This window comes from Rhizobium sp. NZLR10 (assembly GCF_019685125.1).
GTDB lineage: Bacteria > Pseudomonadota > Alphaproteobacteria > Rhizobiales > Rhizobiaceae > Rhizobium.
Genome location: NZ_JABDWE010000029.1, coordinates 20,867 through 42,367 on the forward strand (window position 1 = coordinate 20,867; position 21,501 = coordinate 42,367).

Here is a 21,501-nt window from a genome sequence, read left to right on the forward strand (position 1 = left end):
TTTAGCGCGTTCTTTCAGAAAGGAAAATCGTCTTGCTGCGTAAGCGCCACAGGATTAATGACATCGTCATGGAATCGATCTTCGACAGAGCCCTGATCGCCGCACATCGTCATCGCGCGCTCGCCAATAACGACCCGAAAGCCGCCTTCCTGCTCGACATTGCCGCTGAGGAAATGGCGGAAAGGCTTGCTGTTGTCGAGCGGACCTTCGAGACCGCCGTCGAACTGCATGGCGCAACTGGAGCCGCCGCCCGTGCCGCGCTGGCGACCGGCAAGATCGGCACGATGATGCGCGTCGAGAGCGAGAGGGCCTATGCGAGCCCAGGCGAAACCTTGATCGAGGCGCCGCTTGAGGACGTGCCGCTCCAGCCGCAATCGGCCAATCTCATCCTTGCTCCGCTCAGCTTGCATCTGACCAACGATACGCCAGGCGTCTTCATCCAGATTTGTCGCGCTCTAAAGCCGGACGGCCTATTCCTGGCGGCTATCCCCGGTGCCAGCACGCTGCAGGAACTGCGCGACGTGCTGCTGGCCGCCGAGGTCGAGATGACAGGCGGCGCAAGCCCGCGTGTCATCCCCTTCGCCGATGTGCGCGATGTCGGCAGCCTCTTGCAGCGCGCCGGTTTCGCGCTGCCGGTGATCGACGCGGAAAACTACACGGTACGATATGATTCGCTATTTCCGCTGATGCGGGATCTGAGAGCCATGGGCATGAGCAATCCGCTTGCAGCCAGGGGCCGGGTGCCGCTGACGCGCGCCTTCTTCCTGCGTGCAGCCGAGATCTATGCCGAGCGCTATTCCGATCCCGACGGGCGCATCCGCGCGACCTTCTCGATCATCTATGTCTCGGGATGGGCGCCGCACGAGAGCCAGCAAAAGCCGCTGAGGCCGGGTTCAGCCAAGGCACGCCTTGCCGATGCGCTGAAGGTGGACGAGCACAAGCTCAGCCAGTGACAGCGACGGTCTCTTCAATTTGTGATCATACCGTTGTTGATCACGTTGAAGACATTCTGAAGGGCGCCGGTGAAGAACCCGAGACCCGAGACGAGAGCGCCGCAAATGAGCGCGGCGATCAGACCGTACTCGATGGCCGTCGCACCTCTGTTATCTGCAAGAAATGCTTTCAAAAGATGCATGACCCCAACCCTTGGCGCGAACTGACAGCAAACGACCATTCCACGACCATCGGGCGATGGCCGGCATTTTTCAGCAACCGGCGCCGACGCCATAGCCCTGGACGACGCAGACCGAGCCGGGCGTATCCTGGAGGACGCTGCGGCGGATCGTATAACGCTTGCCGCTTTCGCTCTTCGGGATCGATCCGGTTGTCATCGTGTCGAATTCAAGCGGCGCGCTGGCAAAGACGCTCTTCTTCGAGGAATCCGCAAGCATCGGCGTCAGGATAAGCGTCAGGGCGACCACCGCCGTGCCGAACAGAAGGGCGATATTAAGCGCACCCGTCCTGCGCGAGGCAGACGAAACCCGTTCCTTTTCCCGGACAGCTTTCCAGAAATCATCGTCCATGACGTCAAGCCTTTTAATACACGCACGCCAGATGCTTGATTGAGGCCGATCTTTGGCAGAATGTGTTAAATGATCCATTAATATCCACAGCCGAAAATGGCCCGGCATGATAATAATCAGGTAACGCTAATACATATCATCGGGAAATTTGCAGCGGTTCCGGGGAGGCATCATGCAAAAGACAAAGACTAAAGCGCATCATCCGAATCCGGATCGGCGTGATGCGCTTTAAAGTAAATCCTGCAGCATCGGGATGAGCGGCTCGTCGGCCGGCGGCATCGGGTAATCGCGTAGCGCCTGCGGACGCACCCATTTCAGTGCTTGACCCTCGCGGCCCTGGGGAATGCCCTCGTAACGCCGGCAGATATAAAGCGGCATCAAAAGGTGGAAGGTTTCGTAAGAGTGGCTGGCGAAAGTCAGCGGTGCCAGGCAGGCGATCTTGGTGTTGATGCCGAGCTCCTCTTCGAGCTCCCGCACCAACGTTTCCTCCGGCGTCTCGCCGGGCTCGACCTTGCCGCCGGGAAACTCCCACAACCCGGCAAGCGACTTTCCCTCGGGGCGCTGTGCCAATAGGATACGCCCATCGGCATCGATCAGCGCACAGGCGACGACCAGCAATATCTTCCGGCCGGCATCGCTCATCGCGGCTCCTGCTGCCAATAGCAATAATGATAAGCGTCGCGAAAACCGAGGCGTTCATAGAGTGCGATGGCCGGACGGTTGGACAACTTCACCTGCAGCCAGGCCGATCGGGCGCTGCGCATGCGCGCCCAGCGCAGCGCCGAGGTCAGGATCTCGGTGCCCAGTCCCTCGCGCCGCCGCGTTTCGGAGACCGAAAGCGACATGATGCCGGCAAGGTCGTTGTCCTGAACGCAGAGCACGGTCGCCAGCGGGCCGTCCGCCGCATTCTCGATCATGAACAGGCCGGACGGCGGCTTGATCGCCGAAATGATCTCGGCAAGCGCCGGCTTCAAGTTCAGTGGCGCCCGGTCGACGGCGAGGTTGGCGTCGACGAACCGGCCGATATCATGGGTCGGCAGGTGATCGAGCGTATCCGGCAGCTCGGCCTCGGCAAGGTCGCAGGTCATCACCACCGTCTCGTCGAACCGCGTCCAGCTCTGCGCGCGCAGAAGCTCGATCAGCACCGGCGAAGCAAGCGGCGTCTGGCGGATGACGGCGGCGCGGCCATAGGCCTCGAACTTCCGGCTCGCCTTTTCCAGGCGGATTTCGACATCGCGATGGTCCGAGGGATCGAGCGGCACGATCGAATTCAGCCGGTTGGACGGATGGCCGGCCGTCAGCCGCACCTGCCAGCTGCCGTCATATTGCACGGACGCCGCCGGCCAGGCCCGGAAGCCGACGGCCTCCAGCCTGCGCACCAGCGGCAGATTGTGTGAAGAGATGGATGCCTGCACCAAAGAACGATCAGCTCCGATAGTCGCCATTGATCGCAACATATTCCTTGGTGAGGTCGCAGGTCCAGACGGTTGCCGAACCAGTGCCGAGTCCAATGTCAACTTTGACGGGGATATCCTGCGCCTTCATGACCTTCGAGGCGGCCTCCTCGGAATAATCGGGATCGCGCTCGCCATTGACCGCGACCCTGATGTCGCCGAACCAGATGGCCAGCCGGTCGCGGTCGGCCATCTCGCCCGATTTGCCGACCGCCATGACGATGCGGCCCCAATTGGCGTCTTCGCCGGCGGCCGCCGTCTTGACCAGCGGCGAATTGGCGATCGACAGTCCGATGCGCTTGGCTGCGGCATCGCTCTCGGCGCCCGTCACGGTGATTTCGAGCATCTTGGTGGCGCCCTCGCCGTCCCGCACCACCTGCAGCGACAGATCCTTCAGCACGTCGTTGAGTGCGGCCCGGAATTCTGCAAGGCGCGGGTCGTCGGCACTTTCGATACGGGCCTGGCCGTCCTTGGCCGCAGCACCCGTCGCAAACAGCATCAGCGTGTCGGAGGTGGAAGTGTCGCTGTCGACGGTCATGGAATTGAAGGTCGGGCCGACGCCATCGGACAGAAGCACTTGCAGCGCCTCGGGCGCGATGTCGGCATCGGTGACGACGAAGGAAAGCATCGTCGCCATATCGGGCGCGATCATGCCGGCGCCCTTGGCAATGCCGTTGATCGTCACGACGACGCCGCCGATCTCGGCGCTGCGGGTCGAAACTTTTGGATAGGTGTCGGTCGTCATGATCGCCTTGGCGGCCTCGAACCAGAAATCGCCGGTCGCTTCGACCTGCATCCGCTCCAGAACGCCTGAGAATTTGGTGGCGTCGAGCGGCTCGCCGATGACGCCGGTCGAGGCCAGATAGACTTCGTTTTCGGCGCAGCCGACTGCAGCGGCAGCCGACTTCGCCGTCAGTGCGGTCGCCTGGCGGCCCTTCAGGCCGGTGAAGGCATTGGCATTGCCGGAATTGACGACGACGGCGCGGGCACTGCCATGCGGCAGATTCGCCCGGCAGAAATCGACCGGCGCCGACGGGCACTTCGAACGGGTGAAGACGCCCGCAACGGCCGCCGGCTTGTCAAAGACCATCATCAGCACGTCGGTGCGGTCCTTGTACTTGATGCCGGCGGAAGCCGTCGCCATGCGCACGCCGCGCAGCGGCGGCATCGAGACGAAGGATTTCGGAGCGAGCGGAGAGACGGAACCGGACATGATGAAACCTGCCAATGGGCATTTCCAGGCGAATGGAAACCGGTTCGCCGTCCGGAAATGCAACAACAACAATGATATTAAAGGGCCCGGAAAAACCGGGCCCTGATGCGAATATTACTGCTTCGGCGCCGGCGCGACGGGATCACTGCCCGGCTCCGGCTGCTTGTTGGCCTGATCGTAATTCTTGCGCAGCGTCTCGTCGGTGATTTCGATCTTGGCGGAGGCCTTCGCCTTATTCAGAAGCTCAAGATACTTGTCGCGCATGACGAGCTGACGAACCTGATCCTGCACCTGCTCGAAGGGCGGCGGCGCGGCGTCGCGTTTATCCTCGACCTTGATGACGTGATAGCCGAAATCGGTCTTGACGGGCGTCTTGGAATAGGTGCCCTTCTCCAGCGCGAAGGCCGCGTCCTCGAATTCCTTGACCATCCGGCCGCGCGAGAAATAACCGAGATCGCCGCCTTCCGACTTGTTCGGATCGGTGGACTTTTCCTTGGCGAGTTCGGCGAAATCCTTGCCGGCGTCGAGCTGCTTGATGATGTCCTTGGCTTCGTCCTCGGTCTTGACGAGGATATGACGGGCGTGAACTTCCTCCTGCTTCGGCAGAGCAGCGACTTCCTTGTCGTAGCGAGCCTTGACTTCTTCAGGCGTCACGATGTCGACGACATGCTTCTTGAAGTAGGCGTTGTGCAGCTCGCGGTCGGTGAGATACTGCATGCGCTTCTTGAATTCGTCGGTCTGATCGAGCTTCTCGGCCGCAGCGTCGGCGGCGAGCAGCTTCACGTCGATGGCGGCGGAAAGGGCTGCGACCTTCTTTTGGTCATCGGGAAGCTGCGCCAGTTGCGGGTCGAGATTGGCGACGGCGAGGTCGAGTTCCGACTGGTGAATCTCCAGCGTGCCGACCTTGGCGATGACGGCGTCATCGGCATAGGCCGGGGCCTGGAGCGCAACAAAAGTTGCAAACGCCAGTACGGCAAGTTTGTTGGTGCTCAACATGAAATACCCTTCACAGTTACATCGCCGGTTTCAGCATCGCCTGAATCGGCCCAAAATAGCCATCAACACCGGATTGTGGCCTTTCTGTATCCGCCAAATCCGTTGACATCATTCGACCCCCCTCTTATCTGTCACGCAACCTCGCGTCCAGAACAGTTTCCGGGCGTTTTAGCCGCGCGCCTGATTTTCGGCTGGGCCGCGAACAACAAACGTCGGGGATGAATATTTGAGAAAGGACCAGTCATATGGTCAGCTTTGGCGGTCTAGCCCGCAAGTTGTTTGGATCTTCCAATGACCGCCGCGTGCGGTCTTTCCAGCCGAACGTCACTGCCATCAACTCTATCGAAGAGAAGACCAAGGCCCTGACGGACGAGCAGCTCACGGCAAAGACCGTAGAGTTTCGTGCGCTGCTTGCCGAGGGCAAGACGCTCGACGACATTCTGATCCCGGCCTTTGCCGTCGTGCGCGAAGCCTCGCGCCGCGTTCTCGGCCTGCGGCCTTTTGATGTACAGCTGGTCGGCGGCATGATCCTGCATTCGAATGCGATCGCCGAAATGAAGACCGGCGAAGGCAAGACCCTCGTCGCCACCCTGCCGGTCTATCTGAACGCGCTTTCCGGCAAGGGCGTGCACGTCGTCACCGTCAACGATTACCTCGCCCAGCGCGATGCCGCGACCATGGGCCGCGTCTACAGCTTCCTCGGCATGACCACCGGCGTCATCGTCCACGGCCTCTCCGACGAGGAACGTCACGCGGCCTATGCCTGCGACATCACTTACGCCACCAACAACGAACTCGGCTTCGATTATCTGCGCGATAACATGAAGTACGAGAAGAACCAGATGGTCCAGCGCGGCCACAACTTCGCGATCGTCGACGAAGTGGACTCGATCCTCGTCGACGAGGCGCGCACGCCGCTGATCATCTCCGGTCCGCTCGACGACCGCTCCGAACTCTATAATACGATCGACGCCTACATTCCGATGCTGGTGCCTAGCGATTACGAGATCGACGAGAAGCAGCGCTCGGCCAACTTCTCCGAAGAGGGCACCGAGAAGCTGGAAAACCTGCTTCGTCAGGCCGGCCTCTTGAAGGGCAACGCACTCTACGACATCGAGAACGTCGCGATCGTCCACCACGTCAACAACGCGCTGAAGGCCCACAAGCTGTTCCAGCGCGATAAGGACTATATCGTCCGCAACGACGAAGTCGTCATCATCGACGAGTTCACCGGCCGCATGATGCCGGGCCGCCGCTATTCGGAAGGTCAGCACCAGGCGCTCGAAGCCAAGGAAAGGGTGCAGATCCAGCCGGAAAACCAGACGCTGGCGTCGATCACCTTCCAGAACTATTTCCGCATGTACGCCAAGCTCGCCGGCATGACCGGCACGGCGCAGACGGAAGCGGAAGAATTCGCCAACATCTATAATCTCGATGTCATCGAGGTTCCGACCAACCTGCCGATCCAGCGCCTCGACGAAGACGACGAGGTTTACCGGACCTTTGACGAGAAGTTCAAGGCGATCATCGAGGAGATCCTCGACGCCCACAACCGCGGTCAGCCGGTGCTGGTCGGTACCACGTCGATCGAAAAATCCGAACTGCTCGCAGAGCGCCTGCGCAATCAGGGCTTCGACGACTTCAAGGTGCTGAACGCCCGCTATCACGAGCAGGAAGCCTATATCGTCGCCCAGGCCGGCGTGCCCGGTGCCATCACGATCGCCACCAATATGGCCGGCCGCGGCACCGATATTCAGCTCGGCGGCAACCTCGACATGCGCATCGAGCGCGAACTCGGCGAAGTCGAAGCCGGTCCGGAGCGTGACGCCCGGATCCAGGCAATCGTCGAGGAAATCAAGGAACTCAAACAGAAGGCGCTCGCCGCCGGCGGTCTCTACGTCATCGCCACCGAACGCCATGAAAGCCGCCGCATCGACAACCAGCTGCGCGGCCGCTCCGGCCGTCAGGGCGACCCCGGCCGCTCGAAATTCTACCTCTCGCTTCAGGACGACCTGATGCGCATCTTCGGCTCCGACCGCATGGACAGCATGCTGACGAAGCTCGGGCTCAAGGAGGGCGAGGCGATCGTCCATCCGTGGATCAACAAGGCCCTGGAGCGCGCCCAGAAGAAGGTCGAAGCCCGCAACTTCGATATCCGCAAGAACCTGTTGAAGTACGACGACGTTCTCAACGATCAGCGCAAGGTGATCTTCGAGCAGCGCCTCGAACTGATGGAATCGACCAATATTTCCGAAACCGTTTCCGACATGCGTCGTGAGGTGATCGAGGATCTGGTCGAAAAGCACATCCCCGAGCGCGCTTATGCCGAGCAATGGGATGCCGCCGGCCTGAAGACCGGTGCTTTGAACATCCTCAATCTCGACCTGCCGGTTGAGGATTGGGTGAAGGAAGAAGGCATTGGCGAAGACGATATCCGCGAGCGCCTGACGGAAGCCACCAACGCCGCCTTCACAGAAAAGGCCGAGCGTTTCGGCGACGACATCATGCATTATGTCGAACGCTCGGTGGTCATGCAGACGCTCGATCATCTCTGGCGCGAGCACATCGTCAATCTCGACCATCTGCGCTCCGTCATCGGCTTCCGCGGCTATGCCCAGCGCGATCCGCTGCAGGAATACAAGTCGGAAGCCTTCGAGCTGTTCACCGCGCTGCTGAACAATCTGCGCGAGGCGGTGACCGCGCAGCTGATGCGCGTCGAGCTGGTGCAGCAGGCCCCTGTCGAGCCCGAACCGCCGTTGATGCAGGCCCACCACCTGGATCCGACGACCGGCGAGGACGATTTCGCCCCGGCGATCTACCAGGCATCGGAAGTCCTCGTTTCTCCCGAGAACCGCAATCCTGATGACCCGGCCACCTGGGGCAAAGTCGGCCGCAACGAGACCTGCCCCTGCGGTTCCGGCAAGAAATACAAGCATTGCCACGGCGCCTTCGAACAGGTCTGAGGCAAGCCGCAAAGACTGCGGAAATGCCGCCTTCGGGCGGCATTTTCTTTTCTGCGGCAGCGCCGGAAAACCGGAATTACAGTGTCGGGCGGCAAGCCCGATCCGGAACCGTTTCTTAACCCTGTTCTGTCAAGACTTCGGGACGATTTGCCTGACTTTCAGAGTTTTGCGTGTTCATCATGGCGGTCATAGAAACAGCGGAGAAAATGCTGCCCGCGGGCCTGCGCCCGATCGGCGGCCGCGCGTTGCGCATGCTTGCAGCCGTGCTCACCGAACGTGGTGAGAAGGCGGCCGCTCAGCGCATGGCGCTGACGGCCTTCACGATCCGCATCCTTAGCGCGGCACTCGCCTTCGTCTCCCAGATCGTGCTTGCCCGGCTGATGGGCGAATATGAATACGGCATTTTCGTTTTCGTCTGGGTACTGGTCGTCGTCTTCGGCGATCTCTCATGCCTTGGTTTCCACACCGCGATCATCCGCTTCCTGCCGCAATACCGGGCAGCCGGCGCCGTCGAGGAAATCCGCGGCCTGACCGGCACGGCGCGCATCTTTGCATTGCTTTCGGGTACTGCAGTGCTCGCCGCCGGCATGCTCGGGCTGCATTTCTTCGGCGATATGATCCAGGTCTATTATCTCGTCCCGATCTTCCTCGGCCTGCTCGCCATGCCGATGATCGCGCTCGGCGACATTCTGGAAGGCACCTCGCGGGCGAACCACTGGCCGGTGATGGCGCTGAGCCCGGTCTATATTATCCGCCCGATTCTCATCATCGCCTTCATGCTCATCGCCATTGCCAGCGGCGCCGAGCATACGGCCGTCACCGCGATGCAGGCCGCACTCGCCGCGACCTTCGTCACCGCGCTTGGCCAGTATGCCGCAACGCTCTATCGCCTTCGCCGGCATTATGACAAAGGCCCGCACAAGGTCGATTTCCTCGCCTGGTTCAGCGTCGCTTTTCCGATTTTCCTGATCGAGGGCGTCAGCTTCCTGCTCACCAATTCCGATGTCGTCGTTGTCGGCATTTTCCTCGAGCCGCACGACGTCGCTATCTACTTCGCCGCCGCCAAGACGATGGCGCTGGTGCATTTCATCAATTTCTCGGTCAAGGCGGCCTCCGGCCCGCGCTTCTCCTCGATTATCGCCGAAGGCGACCACGCCCAGCTGGCGACCGCCGCCATCGACGCCGCCCGCTGGACCTTCTGGCCGGCGCTCGGTGTTGGACTTGCGGTGCTTGCCGCCGGACATCTTCTGCTGTCGCTCTTCGGCGGCGCCTTCACCTCAGGTTATCTGGTCATGGCGATCCTGCTCGCCGGCATCCTCGCCAAGTCGTTGGTCGGCCCGGCCGAAACGCTGCTGATGATGGCCGGCAGACAGAATATCTGCGTCGCGCTCTACGCCGGCGCGCTGACGGCCAATGTCGGCCTCAACCTTGCTTTGATCCCGCATTACGGCATCGAAGGCACAGCGATCGCCACGGCTTCCGCCATGGCGGTCGAGGCAATCCTGCTGCATCTCGCCGTGCGCCGCACGCTCGGCATCGTCCTTTTCGCCTTCGCCAGCCCCTCCGCCGCAACGCCAGAGATGAGAGTTCGATAGATGGTGCGTATTCCTCCCGTTACCGAAAGCACCGACAGCGCTGCCAACCGCATGGTGCATGATCTCGCCGCGCTGCATTTCGAAGCGCCGCGGGCCGAGGCGCGCGCCGAGATCGGACGACCGGGACGCGAGCTCTGCCTCTACCCGGGCAAGCTCGGCTATGAGCTGCAGGAAGAACTCGACTTTCTCTCCCACCGGGCTATGGAACCGAACGTCTTCTTCTCCGGCCGCTTTCTCGCTCCCGCCATGCCGCGGCTCGAAGACCGGCAGGTAAACTTCGCCCTGATCCGCGACCACAATGCCGGCCGCAGCCGCATGCGCTTTCTGATGCCGTTTTCGATCGACAAGCCGGGCTTTGCCGTCGGTCCGTCGATCATCCGCGGCTGGTCGAACAGCTTCGGCCCGCTTGGCACGCCGCTGGTCGACAGCGAGGATGCAGCCGAGACCCTCGACAACCTCTTCGAGGGACTGACCGCGCGCGATCTCAATCTGCCCGGCATACTGGTTCTGCCGGATCTCAGGCTGAACGGCATCTTCGTGCGCATGGTCAAGGCCGTGGCGCTCAGCCGCAATCTTCCCGTCACCGTCACCAATCCCTACTTGCGGCCGATGCTGCAGAGTGACAAAGAGGCGCCGGCCTATCTCGGCCGCACCATCTCTTCCTCGCACATGCGCGAGATGCGCCGCCAGTGGCGTCTGCTGGAGGAACAGGGAACGGCGGTGTATGCCGTCGCCCGCCAGCCCCGCGAAATCCACATCCGTTTCGAGGAATTCCTGGCGATGGAAGCCGGCGGCTGGAAGGGTAAGCGGCGAAGCGCTCTTGTCACCGATCGCTATCATACGGCTTTCGCCCGCGAGGCGGTGTCGAACCTTGCCGCCGTCGACGCCGTGCGTATTCACACGATCGACCTCAACGGCAAGGCGATTGCCGCCATCGTCGTTTTGATGATGGGTGGCGAGGCCTACACCTGGAAGACCGCCTATGACGAGAACTATGCCCGCTATTCGCCGGGCAAGCTATTGATGAGCGAACTCACCGAATGGCATCTCGACGACGCCAATATCGTGCGCTCCGATTCCTGCGCCGTCTCGGATCATCCGATCATGAGCCGCTTCTGGCAGGAGCGCGAGGAGATGGGAACGCTGGTGATCGGCCTGACGCAGAACGGCGACCGCGACATGCGCCAGGTCTCAGCCCAGCTCCACATGTACCGCAGCACCCGCAATATGGCGAAGATGCTGCGCGAGAAGATCATGTCGCTCGCCGGCCGGGGCTAAAGCCCTTTATTTGCATATCGTTCTTCCGGAACCGCTACACACTTCCGGGCGATATGCACTAATCTTCGGCCGCCGCCTTTTCGCGCAGCAGCCGGCGGATCACCTTGCCGGTGGTCGTCAGCGGCAAGGCATCGATGAATTCCACCTCGCGCGGATATTCGTGCATTGAAAGCCGCGTCTTCACCCACTCCCTGATATCGGCGGCCAGCGCTTCGCTTGGATGATGGCCTGGCGACAGAACGATATAGGCCTTGACGATCTCGGTGCGCACCGTATCGGGTTTGCCGACGGCGGCGGCAAGCTGCACGGCGGGATGGCCGATCAGGCAATCCTCGATTTCGGCCGGGCCGATGCGATATCCCGACGAGGTGATGACGTCGTCATCGCGGCCCTCGAAAGTGACGTAACCGTCGGCGTCCTGCCGGCCGATATCGCCGGTAAGCAGCCAGCCTTTGGCGAATTTTCGCGCCGTCGCCGCCGCATCGTCCCAATAGCCGAGGAACATCACGGGATCGGGACTGGCGATAGCGATCTGGCCCGGTTCGCCGACTGGCAAAGCGTCACCCGCTTCGCTGACGATCGCAACGCGATGCCCGGGCACCGCCCGTCCGATGGCGCCCGCCTTGGTGACGCCATGGGCAGCGCTCGAAGCGAGCACGAAATTGCACTCCGTCTGGCCGTAGAATTCGTTGACGGTGATGCCGAGCGTGCGCTGTGCCCATTCATAGGTCTCGCGGCCGAGCGCCTCCCCGGCCGAGCCGATGGTGCGCAGCACCAGATGGTATTTCGAGCGTGGATCCGAAACAGATCGCATCAGCCTCAATGCCGTCGGCGGAATGAAGGCGTTGCGCACCCCCATCTCGGCCATGATCCGATAGGCCATGTCGGCATCGAATTTCTGCGCCGGCGACGAGACGACGGGAACGCCGAGCAGCAGGCTCGGCAGCAGCGCGTTGAGCAGCCCACCCGCCCAGGCCCAGTCGGACGGCGTCCAGACCTTGTCGCCCGCTTTCGGAAAATCCTCATGGGCAAACTGCATGCCGGGAATATGGCCGGGCAGCACACGGTGGCCATGCAGCGCACCCTTCGGCGGCCCCGTCGTTCCCGAAGTGAAGATCATCAATGCGGGATCGTCCGGACCGGTCTTGACGACATCGAAGACGGGAGAATGGCCGTCCACCAATTCGCCGAAGGCGGCTGCATCGGTACTCGCCCCGTCGATGCTGATGAGATGTTTCAGCATCGGCAGCCGATCGCGGATCTGGCGGATGCGTTCGAGACCGAAGCCATTGGTGACGACGGCCACGACGCCTGCCGCCTTCAGCCGGTATTCCAACGCCTCGACGCCGAAGAGCAGCGCCAGCGGCAGCGCGATCGCGCCGCTCTTGTAGATCGCCACATGCGCAATCACCGTCTCGAAGGATTGCGGCAAGAGCAGCGCGACGCGATCGCCACGTTCGATACCAAGCGAAACCAGCGCATTTGCAAAGGCCGAGGAACGGTCGGCGAGCGCGCGATAGGTCAGGGTGCGGTGATGGCCGTCCGGGCTGAAATGTTCGAGGCAGACGCGCTCCGGCGCCCTCGCCGCCCAGTCGTCGCTGACGGCGCGGCCGATATTGAAGCCTTCGGGAATCCGCCACGAGAAATCGCGATAGAGATCGTCGTAGCGATCGTGGGACGGCAGGATCATAGGCGAAATCCGGTGAATGCTGCACCAGCTAACACCTTGTGCTGCAATTGCGCAAGCAGCCGGTCCGGGGCGGCGATGACAGGCCTGGCTTCCGAGCCCATCACGCATTGTTGTGTGCCTGGCAGAACGGTTCTTCGTCGGCCGCCCTGCGACTTTGCCGGTTCCGCGCTAGATCATGGAGGCCATCCCCCGGGGCATGGAATTGGGGCATCGAATTGGGTGATCAAATTTTAATCGCGGAGTCGTTTCATGGAATACGCAAAATTTGGCAAGACCGGTCTGGAAGTTTCGAAAATCTGCCTGGGCTGCATGACCTTCGGCGATCCCGGCCGCGGCAATCATGCCTGGAGCCTGCGGGAAGAAGAAAGCCGGGCGATGATCAAGCAGGCGATCGACCTCGGCATCAATTTCCTCGACACCGCCAACACCTATTCCAACGGCTCCTCGGAAGAGATCGTCGGCCGTGCTATTAAAGATTTCGCCAAGCGAGAGGACATCGTGCTGGCGACCAAGGTGTTCAATCGCATGCGGCCAGGCCCCAACGGCGCCGGCCTGTCGCGCAAGGCGATCTTCGATGAAATCGACAACAGCCTGCGCCGTCTCGGCACCGACTATGTCGACCTCTATCAGATCCACCGCTTCGATTACACGACGCCGATCGAGGAAACGCTGGAAGCGCTGCACGACGTCGTCAAATCCGGCAAAGCGCGTTATATCGGCGCCTCCTCCATGTATGCGTGGCAATTTGCCAAGGCGCTCTACGTCTCCAGGCTGAACGGCTGGACCGAATTCGTCAGCATGCAGGACCACCTGAACCTGCTCTACCGCGAAGAAGAACGTGAAATGCTGCCGCTCTGCGAAGATCAGAAGATCGCCGTCATCCCCTGGAGCCCGCTTGCCCGCGGCCGACTGACCCGCGACTGGGACGAGGCGACGGCGCGCAGCGAAACCGACGAATTCGGCAAGACGCTCTACACGCAGTCGAGCGATGCAGACCGCAAAATCGTCGAGGCCGTGGCCGAGATCGCCAAGGCTCGCGGCGTCTCCCGCGCCCAGGTCGCAACCGCCTGGATCCTGCAGAAGAGTGCCGTGACCGCCCCGATCATCGGCGCTTCCAAACCGGGCCACCTCAGCGACGCGGTTGCCGCGCTCTCCGTCAAGCTCACCACTGAAGAAATCGCCGCACTGGAAGCACCCTACATCCCGCACGCCGTCGCCGGTTTCAAATAGCCGCCGGCGGGTTTTCAGCCTCAGCGATCAAGGCAGATCCCCTCCGTTTGCGCGGAGGGGAAATCGAAACCATCACCATCCTGAGATTATATCCGACTGCCGGGATCGAGCTGCCGGCGCATCGTCACCAGAAACTGCTCGGCAAGCGCCCTGTCCTCCACCGCGCGCGCCAGAATGACGGCGCCCATCATCGATGAGAGGGTCGTCGCGGCATTGGCGCGGCGTTCTTCTTCGGTCTCGCCGGGAACGATATCGGCGAGTGTGTCGACCAGCACGGACAGCCCGTCGCTGAAGACGGCGCGGACAGCACCGCGGCTGCGGCTCACCTCCTGGATCAGCGTCGCGAAGACGCAGCTGCCGCCCGGATCGTCGACCGTGCGCCAGTGGATATAATGGTCGAGCAGCGATTCCAGCGGCCGATCCGGAGAATCGGCGATATGCTCCTTCCAGCGCGTTTCGACCTTGTCGATCAGCTTACGGCTGACCTCCAGCGCCAGGTCGTCCTTCGAAGCGAAATGACCGTAGAAACCGCCATGCGTCAGCCCCGCCGCCTTCATGATGTCGGCGACGCCGACCCCGTCGAAACCGTTCTCGCGGAAGAGCACGCCGGCAACGCCCAGGATTTTCTCTCGGTTTTCGGCAAACTTCTCGCGGCTCACCCGCATTTTTCATCTCCAGAAATAGTCGCTTGACAAAATATATGACGTCCATCATCAATAGGCAACAAATATGATGGCCATCATGTAAATCGATCTTGCATTTTCCCCAAGCTGAATTCGAACGGAATCTCGCCCATGGTTTCCACAGCCCTTGCCTCCTCTCTTGCCCGGCGTAACATCCACTACGGCTGGGTCGTCGCTGCCGCAACCTTTCTCACCATGCTGGTCACCGCAGGCGCCATGGGCGCACCTGGCGTTCTCATCAAGCCGCTGCAGGACGAGTTCGGCTGGGAGACGTCGCAGATCTCCTCAGCCCTTGCCATCCGCCTGATCCTTTTCGGTTTCATGGGCCCGTTCGCCGCCGCCTTCATGAATTATTTCGGCGTGCGCAAGGTCATCGTTTTCGCCCTCACCCTGATCGGCGCTGGCTTCATCGGTTCGCTGTTCATGACCACGCTGTGGCAGCTGCTGCTGCTCTGGGGCATTGTCGTCGGCTTCGGCACCGGCCTGACGGCCATGGTACTCGCCGCAACGATCTCCACCCGCTGGTTCACCAAGCATCGTGGCCTCGTCGTCGGCATGCTTTCGGCAAGTTCGGCCACCGGCCAGCTCGTCTTTCTGCCGCTGATGGCGGAGCTGACGCAACGCTATGGCTGGCACTCGACGGTGTTTTTTGTCTGCGCCATGATCATGGTCGCAGCCCTTGCCGTGCTAGCCTTCATGCGCGACCGGCCGGCCGACCTCAACTTGCCCGCCCTCGGCGAAACCCAGGTAACGCCGCCGCCGGCAAGCACCTCTCTCGGAGTCGCGCTGATGACGCCAATCACAGTGCTCAGAGACATCTCGAAGACGTCGACTTTCTGGATCCTGTTTGCCACCTTCTTCATCTGCGGCCTCAGCACCAATGGCCTAATCCAGACCCATTTCGTCACCCTCTGCGGCGATTTTGGCATCGTGCCGGTGGCCGCCGCCAGTGTGCTGGCCGTCATGGGCATCTTCGATTTCTTCGGCACCATCGGCTCCGGCTGGCTGTCCGACCGCTTCGACAATCGCTGGCTGCTGTTCTTTTATTACGGCTTTCGCGGCCTGTCGCTGCTCTACCTGCCCTTCAGCGATTTCAGCTTTTACGGCCTCTCCATCTTCGCCGTCTTCTACGGCCTCGACTGGATCGCCACCGTGCCGCCGACCGTCAAGATCGCCGCCGACCGCTTCGGCCGCGAAAAGGCCGGCCTCGTCTTCGGCTGGGTCTTCGCCGGCCATCAGCTGGGAGCCGCCACCGCCGCCTATGGCGCCGGCCTCTCGCGCACGGAGCTTTCGAGCTACCTGCCCGCCTTCTTCATCGCCGGCGCCTTCTGCCTGCTGGCATCGATCCTGGCGATCACGCTGAAGAAGTCCGGCCTGACCGCTCCGGCACCCGCGGCGGCCCATTGATATCAAAAGCATCCGGCCTCGAAACGAGGTCGGATCTCTCTACAGGATCAGTTGGATAACTTCGCTTGCCCGTCTTGCGCGTGCAGGCGCTCACATGTTAGACAGCCGCCCGGTCGTATCCGTTGCCCCATTGGCGGAATTGGTAGACGCGCTCGACTCAAAATCGAGTTTCGAAAGAAGTGCTGGTTCGACTCCGGCATGGGGCACCAGCCTACGCTCTATGAGCTTCGGCTCGGCCAGCCGAAGAGAGCAGCTAAGCGGAGGCTGTCGCGCCGCAGTTCCGTCAGGAATGAAGGCGGACTGGTTCGATAGTTCATCCCGAATACAATTGTGTCGTACCTCCGCATCAACAAACTGACGCGGGAGCACGCAACGAATCCGTATCCGAATAAAACTACTTGTTCTTCAACAGCCACATCTTGCCGGCCATGGTGATGCCGTAGACGTCTTTCGAGACATCGTCATCGAGGTGCCGCCGCTCGAGAAAACCAGGCTCCTTCAGCTCACCCAGCGTCTTGGCGGTGACCGATTTGATTTTCTGAGGCCGCTCTTTCCAACGGTCGGTCTTTGCGTAGGTCACCGTCGCGTTCTGATGCGTCCATTTATTGGCTGGCTGAGGGTAAAGGTCTCCATCCCTGGCGAGTTTCAGTGCGGCAATCTGGGACGGCGTAAGCTCAATCATACTAAAAGATCCTGTGCAGGTGTTGTTTGCGCTGGGAATGCGCTTGTACCAAAGGCGTGCTCATAACACCGACGGACGAGTTTCACCACTGCATTGCGATATTCGCGCCACGAAAGGCGAAAACCCGGCTCATTGGAACCGGGCTTCGCCTTCGTCGGGTAATCCTGGTCAATCGCAACGCCGGACCGTCTTGGTAACCTCGCCTTCGTCGGTCTGTCGGGTGACGCTCCTGGTTTCGCAGCCATAGTCGCGATAGCGGCGGTGCTCGCGTTCGCGCACCGCACCGAAAGTGACGCCACGCTCGCTGATGGTGATGCCGGGTCGTACCCGCTCATGACGATAGCCGTCGTCATAGGAACGCTCCCGGACATAGACGCTGTCGGCGAGAACAGGCGCTGCAAACGAGCAGGCGGCAAGGGCCGCTACAGTACAATTCAGGATGATCTTCCGCATGTCGTTTCTCCTTTCTTGATGAAAGAGCAACGAGACAAGAGACAAGTGGTTCCAACATCGCCGGAGGCCCGACCTTGCGGCAAACGAGTTCCGGGCCTCACGGGCAAGACCGCAAACAAGGGCAGCGCACCCAAATCAACTGTTTAATTCCGCTTGCACTTCGTACAGAGTGGCCGCCGCAATCACAGGAAGGGTCAGACGTGCATCAGGAAGTAGGGCTCATCGCGACGGTTGCCGTCAGTTTCGTTTTCGCGGCGGTCCTGGGGTATGCTGCTGACCGGCTTCGGCTGCCGCCGCTGGTCGGCTACCTGATGGCCGGTATCCTGATGGGGCCGTTCACGCCGGGCTTCGTCGCCGATACCGCCCTTGCCGGTCAACTCGCCGAAATGGGCGTCATCCTTCTGATGTTCGGCGTCGGCCTGCATTTTTCCGCCTCCGACCTGCTGGCCGTGCGTGGCATCGCCGTGCCGGGCGCGATCGGGCGCATCATCCTCGCCACCCTCATGGGCATCGGCCTTTGCAAACTCTGGGGCTGGAGCCTCGGTGCCGGCATCGTCCTGGGCCTGAGCCTGTCTGTGGCGAGCACCGTCGTTCTGCTGAAGGCGCTGGAGGAGCGCAATCTCGTCAACGCGCCGAGCGGGCGCGTCGCCGTTGGCTGGCTGATCGTCGAGGATCTGGTGATGGTGCTGGCGCTAGTGCTGCTGCCGGCCCTTGCAGAACTTCTGGGTGGCAATGCCGTCGCTACGGCCAACCACGGCCTCGGCGAGCTTTCCCTGGTGCTGACGATCGGCCTGACGCTGCTGAAGGTTATGGGTTTCGCCGCCATGGCGATCTTCCTCGGCCCGCGCATCGTGCCCTGGCTGCTGACGATGGTCGCCCGCACCGGCTCGCGCGAACTCTTCACGCTGACGGTACTGGCGATCGCCCTCGGCATCGCCTTCGGCTCGGCGGCGATCTTCGGCGTCTCCTTCGCGCTCGGCGCCTTTTTTGCCGGCGTCGTCATGAGCGAATCCCAGCTCAGCCACAGGGCAGCGGCCGACTCGCTGCCGTTGCAGAATGCCTTCTCCGTGCTGTTCTTCGTCTCCGTCGGCATGCTCTTCGACCCATCGATCCTGGTGCGCCAGCCGCTGGCGGTGATCGGCGCGCTGGCGCTCATCATCCTCGGCAAGGGCATCATCACCTTCACGATCGTCATGCTGCTGCGATATCCGATCGGCCTGGGGCTGACCTTGGCCGGCGGCCTTGCCCAGATCGGCGAATTCTCCTTCATCCTCGCCGGCCTCGGTGTCTCGCTTGGGCTGCTGCCGCATGAGGGCCAGGATCTGATCCTTGCTGCGGCAATCCTGTCGATCACACTCAATCCCATCGTAATCTTCGCGACCGACGGGCTGAAGAAATATATCCATTCGAAATGGCCCTCCCTTTGGGAAAGCTACGGCAGGAAGAGGCAGAAGGCGCTCGGCAAGGAACTGGAAAAAATCAAGGCGCTCGGTGAGGAGCGCGAACGCGAGCATCAACTGAAGATGCAGCAGCTGATCGAGACTTTCCCGCTATTCTCTGAGGTCGACGAAGACGCGCAAGAGGAACTGCTGCTGCTCTTCAAGGCGAAATCCGCGCCGCCCGGCGAGCGCGTCATCCGCCGCGGCGATCGCGGCGACGGCATGTATTTTATCTCATCGGGAGCGGTGGAAGTCCGCCTCGCCAGTGGCGCGATCCGCCTGGAGCCCGGTGCCTTTTTCGGCGAAATGGCGCTTCTGACCGGCGGACGGCGCACTGCCGACGTCATTGCCGTCGACTTCTGCCAGTTCGAGGTGCTCGAGCGGCGCGACTTCAACATGTTCATGGCGCGTCATCCCAATTTGCGCGCCGCAGTCAGCGAAATGGCCCAGAAACGCACGGAGATGAACGACCAGCGTCAGCAATGGGAAAAATCGATGGATCTCTCATGACGCAACATGGGCGCATGTCTCGGCGATAGCACGATTGCTCAGCCTGCCGGCCAATAGCCATCGGCGCGGAAATCCTCCGGGATCGGATCGAGTCGCGACAAGCTCTCGGCCGCAAAATCGATCTGCAGCGACAGGTATTGAAGAGACGCCAGCATCGGCACGCCGGTCGCGAACTCCCGGATGCGCGAGAGATGATAGCCGCTGGCACTCAACCGCCGCGCCGCCTCCCGGCGCACGTCGTCTCGGCTCGGCCCGCCGCCCTCTTCGAACCGCTCAACCATGTGCACGGCCTGCCCGCGGCCGCCTTCAATCACTTTGAACATGCTCATGCCACCCTGCAGTCGCCCCAATTCGGCTGGAGCATGATGTCTTAAGAAAACCGCCCACAGTTTTCGGTATCATGCTCTGAGACAGCTTGCCGGAGAATCGCCGATTCGCCATCCCGTGAAATCTTGGGAGAGGCGCCGATGCCCCACATCACGAAAATTTTTGGACAGGGGTGGCACGAAGGACACGGGCAAGCATTTACAGCGCCGCACACGCCCCCTAAAGCTTTTCGCACTGCAACAGGAAGGGAACGGAATGCTCCGCAGACTTTACGACTGGACCATGTCTTTGGCCTCGCGCAAATCGGCCGAAGTCTGGCTCGCCGTCATCGCCTTCGTCGAAAGCTCCATCTTTCTCGTCCCCGCCGATGTGCTTTTCCTGCCGATGGCGCTTGCCAAGCCGGAGCGCTCCTATCGCTACGCGTTGATCGCGACCATCGCTTCCGTGCTCGGCGGCATCGCCGGCTGGGCGCTCGGCTATTACGCCTATGAGACGGTGGCCCGGCCGGTTCTCGAATTCTACGGCAAGCTCGACGCCTTCGAGCAGATGAAAGCCTATGTCACCTACGAGACGATCCTGCTGCTGCTTGTCACATCAGGTGTTGCGCATCTGCCGCCGATCAAGATCGTCACAATCCTGTCCGGCGTCATTCACGTCAATCTGGGCCTTTTCATTGTTTCGGCGATCGTTGCGCGCGGGGCGCGTTTCCTCTTCCTCGCCTGGCTGCTGCGCCGCTACGGCGAACCGATCCGGGACTTCATCGAGAAGCGCCTCGGCCAGATCGTCGGCTTCGGTGCAACTGCCGTGATCGTTTTATACATCGCCTACCGCTACCTCGCTCACTAGAACATAAGGTTGTCCGAAAACCGCTCGCGCTTTTCGGCATCGTGCCACTAAGCCAACTTCGCGGAGTTCCGCCATGACTGCCACTTCCTCGCCGCTCGCCCGCCCCGGGTTTGTCTATTCCATATTGCTCGCCATCGGCATGGCGGCCGCGGTCGGCACGGCGCTTGGTTTCCAATATATCGGCGGCTACATTCCCTGCGCACTCTGCCTGCTGCAGCGCCAGCCTTATTATTACGCCATCCCGATCGCCATCCTCGCAGCGATTTCGGAACTCGTCGGCCTGCCGAACTGGATCACCCGCGCGCTCATTCTTGCCGCCGGCATGCTAATGCTGGTCACCGCGGGCATGGGCGTCTATCACGCCGGCGTCGAATGGCATTTCTGGGCCGGCCCGGCCACCTGCTCGACGACGGCCAGCAGCATGACGACCAATGCCGGCGATCTGCTCGGCGAACTCAACACGATCAAGGGCCCATCCTGCACCGATGCAGCACTCAGGGTGCTCGGCCTGTCTTTTGCGGGCTGGAACGTGATTGCCGGAATTCTGCTCGCAGCCTTCGCCTTCGCAGGCGTTCGCAAAGCCGCTTGATCAAGGCTGCAGTTCGGTATCCCAGTAGAGATAGTCGAGCCAGCTGTCATGCAGATAGTTTGGCGGGAACAGCCTGCCGTTATTGTGCAGATCCTGCACCGTCGGCTGATAGGGCTTCTGCGACGGGAACATGCTTGCCTGCTTGGGAAGCTTGCTGCCCTTGCGCAGATTGCAGGGCGAACAGGCTGCCACGACATTCTCCCAGGTGGTCTCGCCGCCATGGGCGCGCGGGATGACGTGGTCGAAGGTCAGATCGTCATGGGCGCCGCAATACTGGCATTCGAACCGGTCGCGCAGGAACACGTTGAACCGGGTGAAAGCGGGATTGCGGGACGGCTGAACGTAGGTCTTGAGACACACGACACTCGGAAGCCGCATCGAGAAACTCGGCGAGGAAACCGAATGCTCGTATTCCGCGATGATGTTCACGCGGTCGAGAAATACCGCCTTGATCGCGTCCTGCCAGGACCACAGCGACAAGGGATAATAACTCAGTGGCCGGAAGTCAGCGTTCAGGACGAGCGCTGGCAGGGCCTGTGGGGAGACTGCAATCGTCAAGGGACTCTCCTGATCGATTCGGCATCTGCACCTGTATATTAGGCCGGTTGTTACAGGATTGTGAA

21 protein-coding genes and 1 tRNA gene are annotated in these 21,501 nt (G+C 61.4%); 10 read left to right on the forward strand and 12 right to left on the reverse strand.

Annotation, left to right across the window (positions count from 1 at the left end):
• The first annotated feature begins 68 nt into the window (after window positions 1-68).
• On the forward strand, window positions 69-953 hold the full coding sequence (locus HJB82_RS30270; RefSeq protein WP_221142316.1) for a methyltransferase domain-containing protein: 885 nt from the start codon (window positions 69-71) through the stop codon (window positions 951-953).
• A 14-nt stretch (window positions 954-967) separates the two neighbouring features.
• On the opposite strand, the gene HJB82_RS30275 is transcribed toward HJB82_RS30270, so the two are convergent.
• From HJB82_RS30275 to HJB82_RS30300, 6 genes are all read right to left on the reverse strand, one after another.
• Entirely contained in the window at window positions 968-1,135 is a 168-nt protein-coding gene (locus HJB82_RS30275) for a Flp family type IVb pilin (protein ID WP_207581961.1), read from the reverse strand.
• Between the two features lie 70 nt (window positions 1,136-1,205).
• Window positions 1,206-1,523: a hypothetical protein gene (locus tag HJB82_RS30280; protein ID WP_207581962.1), complete on the reverse strand. Its 318-nt coding sequence runs from the start codon at window positions 1,521-1,523 to the stop codon at window positions 1,206-1,208.
• Window positions 1,524-1,751: 228 nt separating this feature from the next.
• Complete coding sequence (gene mutT, locus HJB82_RS30285; protein ID WP_007632760.1) at window positions 1,752-2,165, reverse strand: 8-oxo-dGTP diphosphatase MutT; 414 nt, start codon at window positions 2,163-2,165, stop codon at window positions 1,752-1,754.
• The gene (locus HJB82_RS30290; protein ID WP_207581963.1) at window positions 2,162-2,968 is read right to left on the reverse strand and encodes an N-acetyltransferase; all 807 of its coding nucleotides are present in this window, start codon (window positions 2,966-2,968) and stop codon (window positions 2,162-2,164) included. The genes mutT and HJB82_RS30290 overlap by 4 nt, the downstream gene beginning before the upstream one ends.
• A complete protein-coding gene (gene argJ, locus HJB82_RS30295) occupies window positions 2,949-4,190 on the reverse strand; it encodes a bifunctional glutamate N-acetyltransferase/amino-acid acetyltransferase ArgJ (RefSeq protein WP_221142317.1) in 1,242 nt (413 codons plus the stop codon). The genes HJB82_RS30290 and argJ overlap by 20 nt, the downstream gene beginning before the upstream one ends.
• A gap of 114 nt (window positions 4,191-4,304) precedes the next feature.
• Window positions 4,305-5,186 carry a peptidylprolyl isomerase gene (locus HJB82_RS30300; RefSeq protein WP_221142313.1) on the reverse strand — a complete coding sequence of 294 codons (882 nt, stop codon included), beginning with the start codon at window positions 5,184-5,186 and terminating at the stop codon, window positions 4,305-4,307.
• Window positions 5,187-5,431: 245 nt separating this feature from the next.
• On the opposite strand from HJB82_RS30300, the gene secA reads away from it, so the two are divergent.
• The 3 genes from secA to HJB82_RS30315 all read left to right on the forward strand — a co-directional run bounded on the left by secA (window position 5,432) and on the right by HJB82_RS30315 (window position 11,022).
• Window positions 5,432-8,149 carry a preprotein translocase subunit SecA gene (secA, locus tag HJB82_RS30305; protein WP_207581965.1) on the forward strand — a complete coding sequence of 906 codons (2,718 nt, stop codon included), beginning with the start codon at window positions 5,432-5,434 and terminating at the stop codon, window positions 8,147-8,149.
• A gap of 179 nt (window positions 8,150-8,328) precedes the next feature.
• Window positions 8,329-9,744: an oligosaccharide flippase family protein gene (locus HJB82_RS30310; RefSeq protein ID WP_207581966.1), complete on the forward strand. Its 1,416-nt coding sequence runs from the start codon at window positions 8,329-8,331 to the stop codon at window positions 9,742-9,744.
• The gene (locus HJB82_RS30315; protein WP_221142314.1) at window positions 9,745-11,022 is read left to right on the forward strand and encodes a GNAT family N-acetyltransferase; all 1,278 of its coding nucleotides are present in this window, start codon (window positions 9,745-9,747) and stop codon (window positions 11,020-11,022) included.
• 58 nt (window positions 11,023-11,080) lie between these two features.
• Here the strand turns inward: HJB82_RS30315 and HJB82_RS30320 are convergent, their stop codons facing one another.
• Window positions 11,081-12,712, reverse strand: coding sequence for an AMP-binding protein (locus tag HJB82_RS30320; protein WP_207581968.1), 1,632 nt, complete (start codon window positions 12,710-12,712; stop codon window positions 11,081-11,083).
• A gap of 249 nt (window positions 12,713-12,961) precedes the next feature.
• Here HJB82_RS30320 and HJB82_RS30325 point away from each other — a divergent pair, with 249 nt between their 5' ends.
• Window positions 12,962-13,942, forward strand: a complete 981-nt coding sequence (locus tag HJB82_RS30325; RefSeq protein ID WP_207581969.1) for an aldo/keto reductase — start codon at window positions 12,962-12,964, stop codon at window positions 13,940-13,942.
• A gap of 86 nt (window positions 13,943-14,028) precedes the next feature.
• Here the strand turns inward: HJB82_RS30325 and HJB82_RS30330 are convergent, their stop codons facing one another.
• Window positions 14,029-14,607 carry a TetR/AcrR family transcriptional regulator gene (locus HJB82_RS30330; RefSeq protein ID WP_207581970.1) on the reverse strand — a complete coding sequence of 193 codons (579 nt, stop codon included), beginning with the start codon at window positions 14,605-14,607 and terminating at the stop codon, window positions 14,029-14,031.
• A gap of 129 nt (window positions 14,608-14,736) precedes the next feature.
• Between HJB82_RS30330 and HJB82_RS30335 the strand changes: the two genes are divergently transcribed.
• Together HJB82_RS30335 and HJB82_RS30340 are read left to right on the forward strand one after the other, a co-directional pair.
• On the forward strand, window positions 14,737-16,032 hold the full coding sequence (locus HJB82_RS30335; protein WP_207581971.1) for an MFS transporter: 1,296 nt from the start codon (window positions 14,737-14,739) through the stop codon (window positions 16,030-16,032).
• Between the two features lie 124 nt (window positions 16,033-16,156).
• Window positions 16,157-16,241: transfer RNA gene (locus HJB82_RS30340), tRNA-Leu, on the forward strand.
• Window positions 16,242-16,426: 185 nt separating this feature from the next.
• On the opposite strand, the gene HJB82_RS30345 is transcribed toward HJB82_RS30340, so the two are convergent.
• Window positions 16,427-16,714 (reverse strand): hypothetical protein, encoded by a 288-nt coding sequence (locus HJB82_RS30345; RefSeq protein WP_097622071.1) that lies wholly within the window; start codon window positions 16,712-16,714, stop codon window positions 16,427-16,429.
• A 168-nt stretch (window positions 16,715-16,882) separates the two neighbouring features.
• A complete protein-coding gene (locus tag HJB82_RS30350; RefSeq protein WP_207581972.1) occupies window positions 16,883-17,167 on the reverse strand; it encodes a hypothetical protein in 285 nt (94 codons plus the stop codon).
• Window positions 17,168-17,367: 200 nt separating this feature from the next.
• Here HJB82_RS30350 and HJB82_RS30355 point away from each other — a divergent pair, with 200 nt between their 5' ends.
• Complete coding sequence (locus HJB82_RS30355; RefSeq protein WP_207581973.1) at window positions 17,368-19,116, forward strand: cation:proton antiporter; 1,749 nt, start codon at window positions 17,368-17,370, stop codon at window positions 19,114-19,116.
• A 38-nt stretch (window positions 19,117-19,154) separates the two neighbouring features.
• Here HJB82_RS30355 and HJB82_RS30360 read toward each other — a convergent pair whose 3' ends face one another.
• Complete coding sequence (locus tag HJB82_RS30360; protein ID WP_207581974.1) at window positions 19,155-19,445, reverse strand: hypothetical protein; 291 nt, start codon at window positions 19,443-19,445, stop codon at window positions 19,155-19,157.
• Between the two features lie 253 nt (window positions 19,446-19,698).
• On the opposite strand from HJB82_RS30360, the gene HJB82_RS30365 reads away from it, so the two are divergent.
• Window positions 19,699-20,289, forward strand: coding sequence for a YqaA family protein (locus HJB82_RS30365; RefSeq protein ID WP_207581975.1), 591 nt, complete (start codon window positions 19,699-19,701; stop codon window positions 20,287-20,289).
• A gap of 73 nt (window positions 20,290-20,362) precedes the next feature.
• On the forward strand, window positions 20,363-20,878 hold the full coding sequence (locus HJB82_RS30370; RefSeq protein ID WP_207581976.1) for a disulfide bond formation protein B: 516 nt from the start codon (window positions 20,363-20,365) through the stop codon (window positions 20,876-20,878).
• Here HJB82_RS30370 and HJB82_RS30375 read toward each other — a convergent pair whose 3' ends face one another.
• The gene (locus tag HJB82_RS30375) at window positions 20,879-21,436 is read right to left on the reverse strand and encodes an HNH endonuclease (protein WP_007632738.1); all 558 of its coding nucleotides are present in this window, start codon (window positions 21,434-21,436) and stop codon (window positions 20,879-20,881) included.
• Window positions 21,437-21,501: the final 65 nt, after the last annotated feature.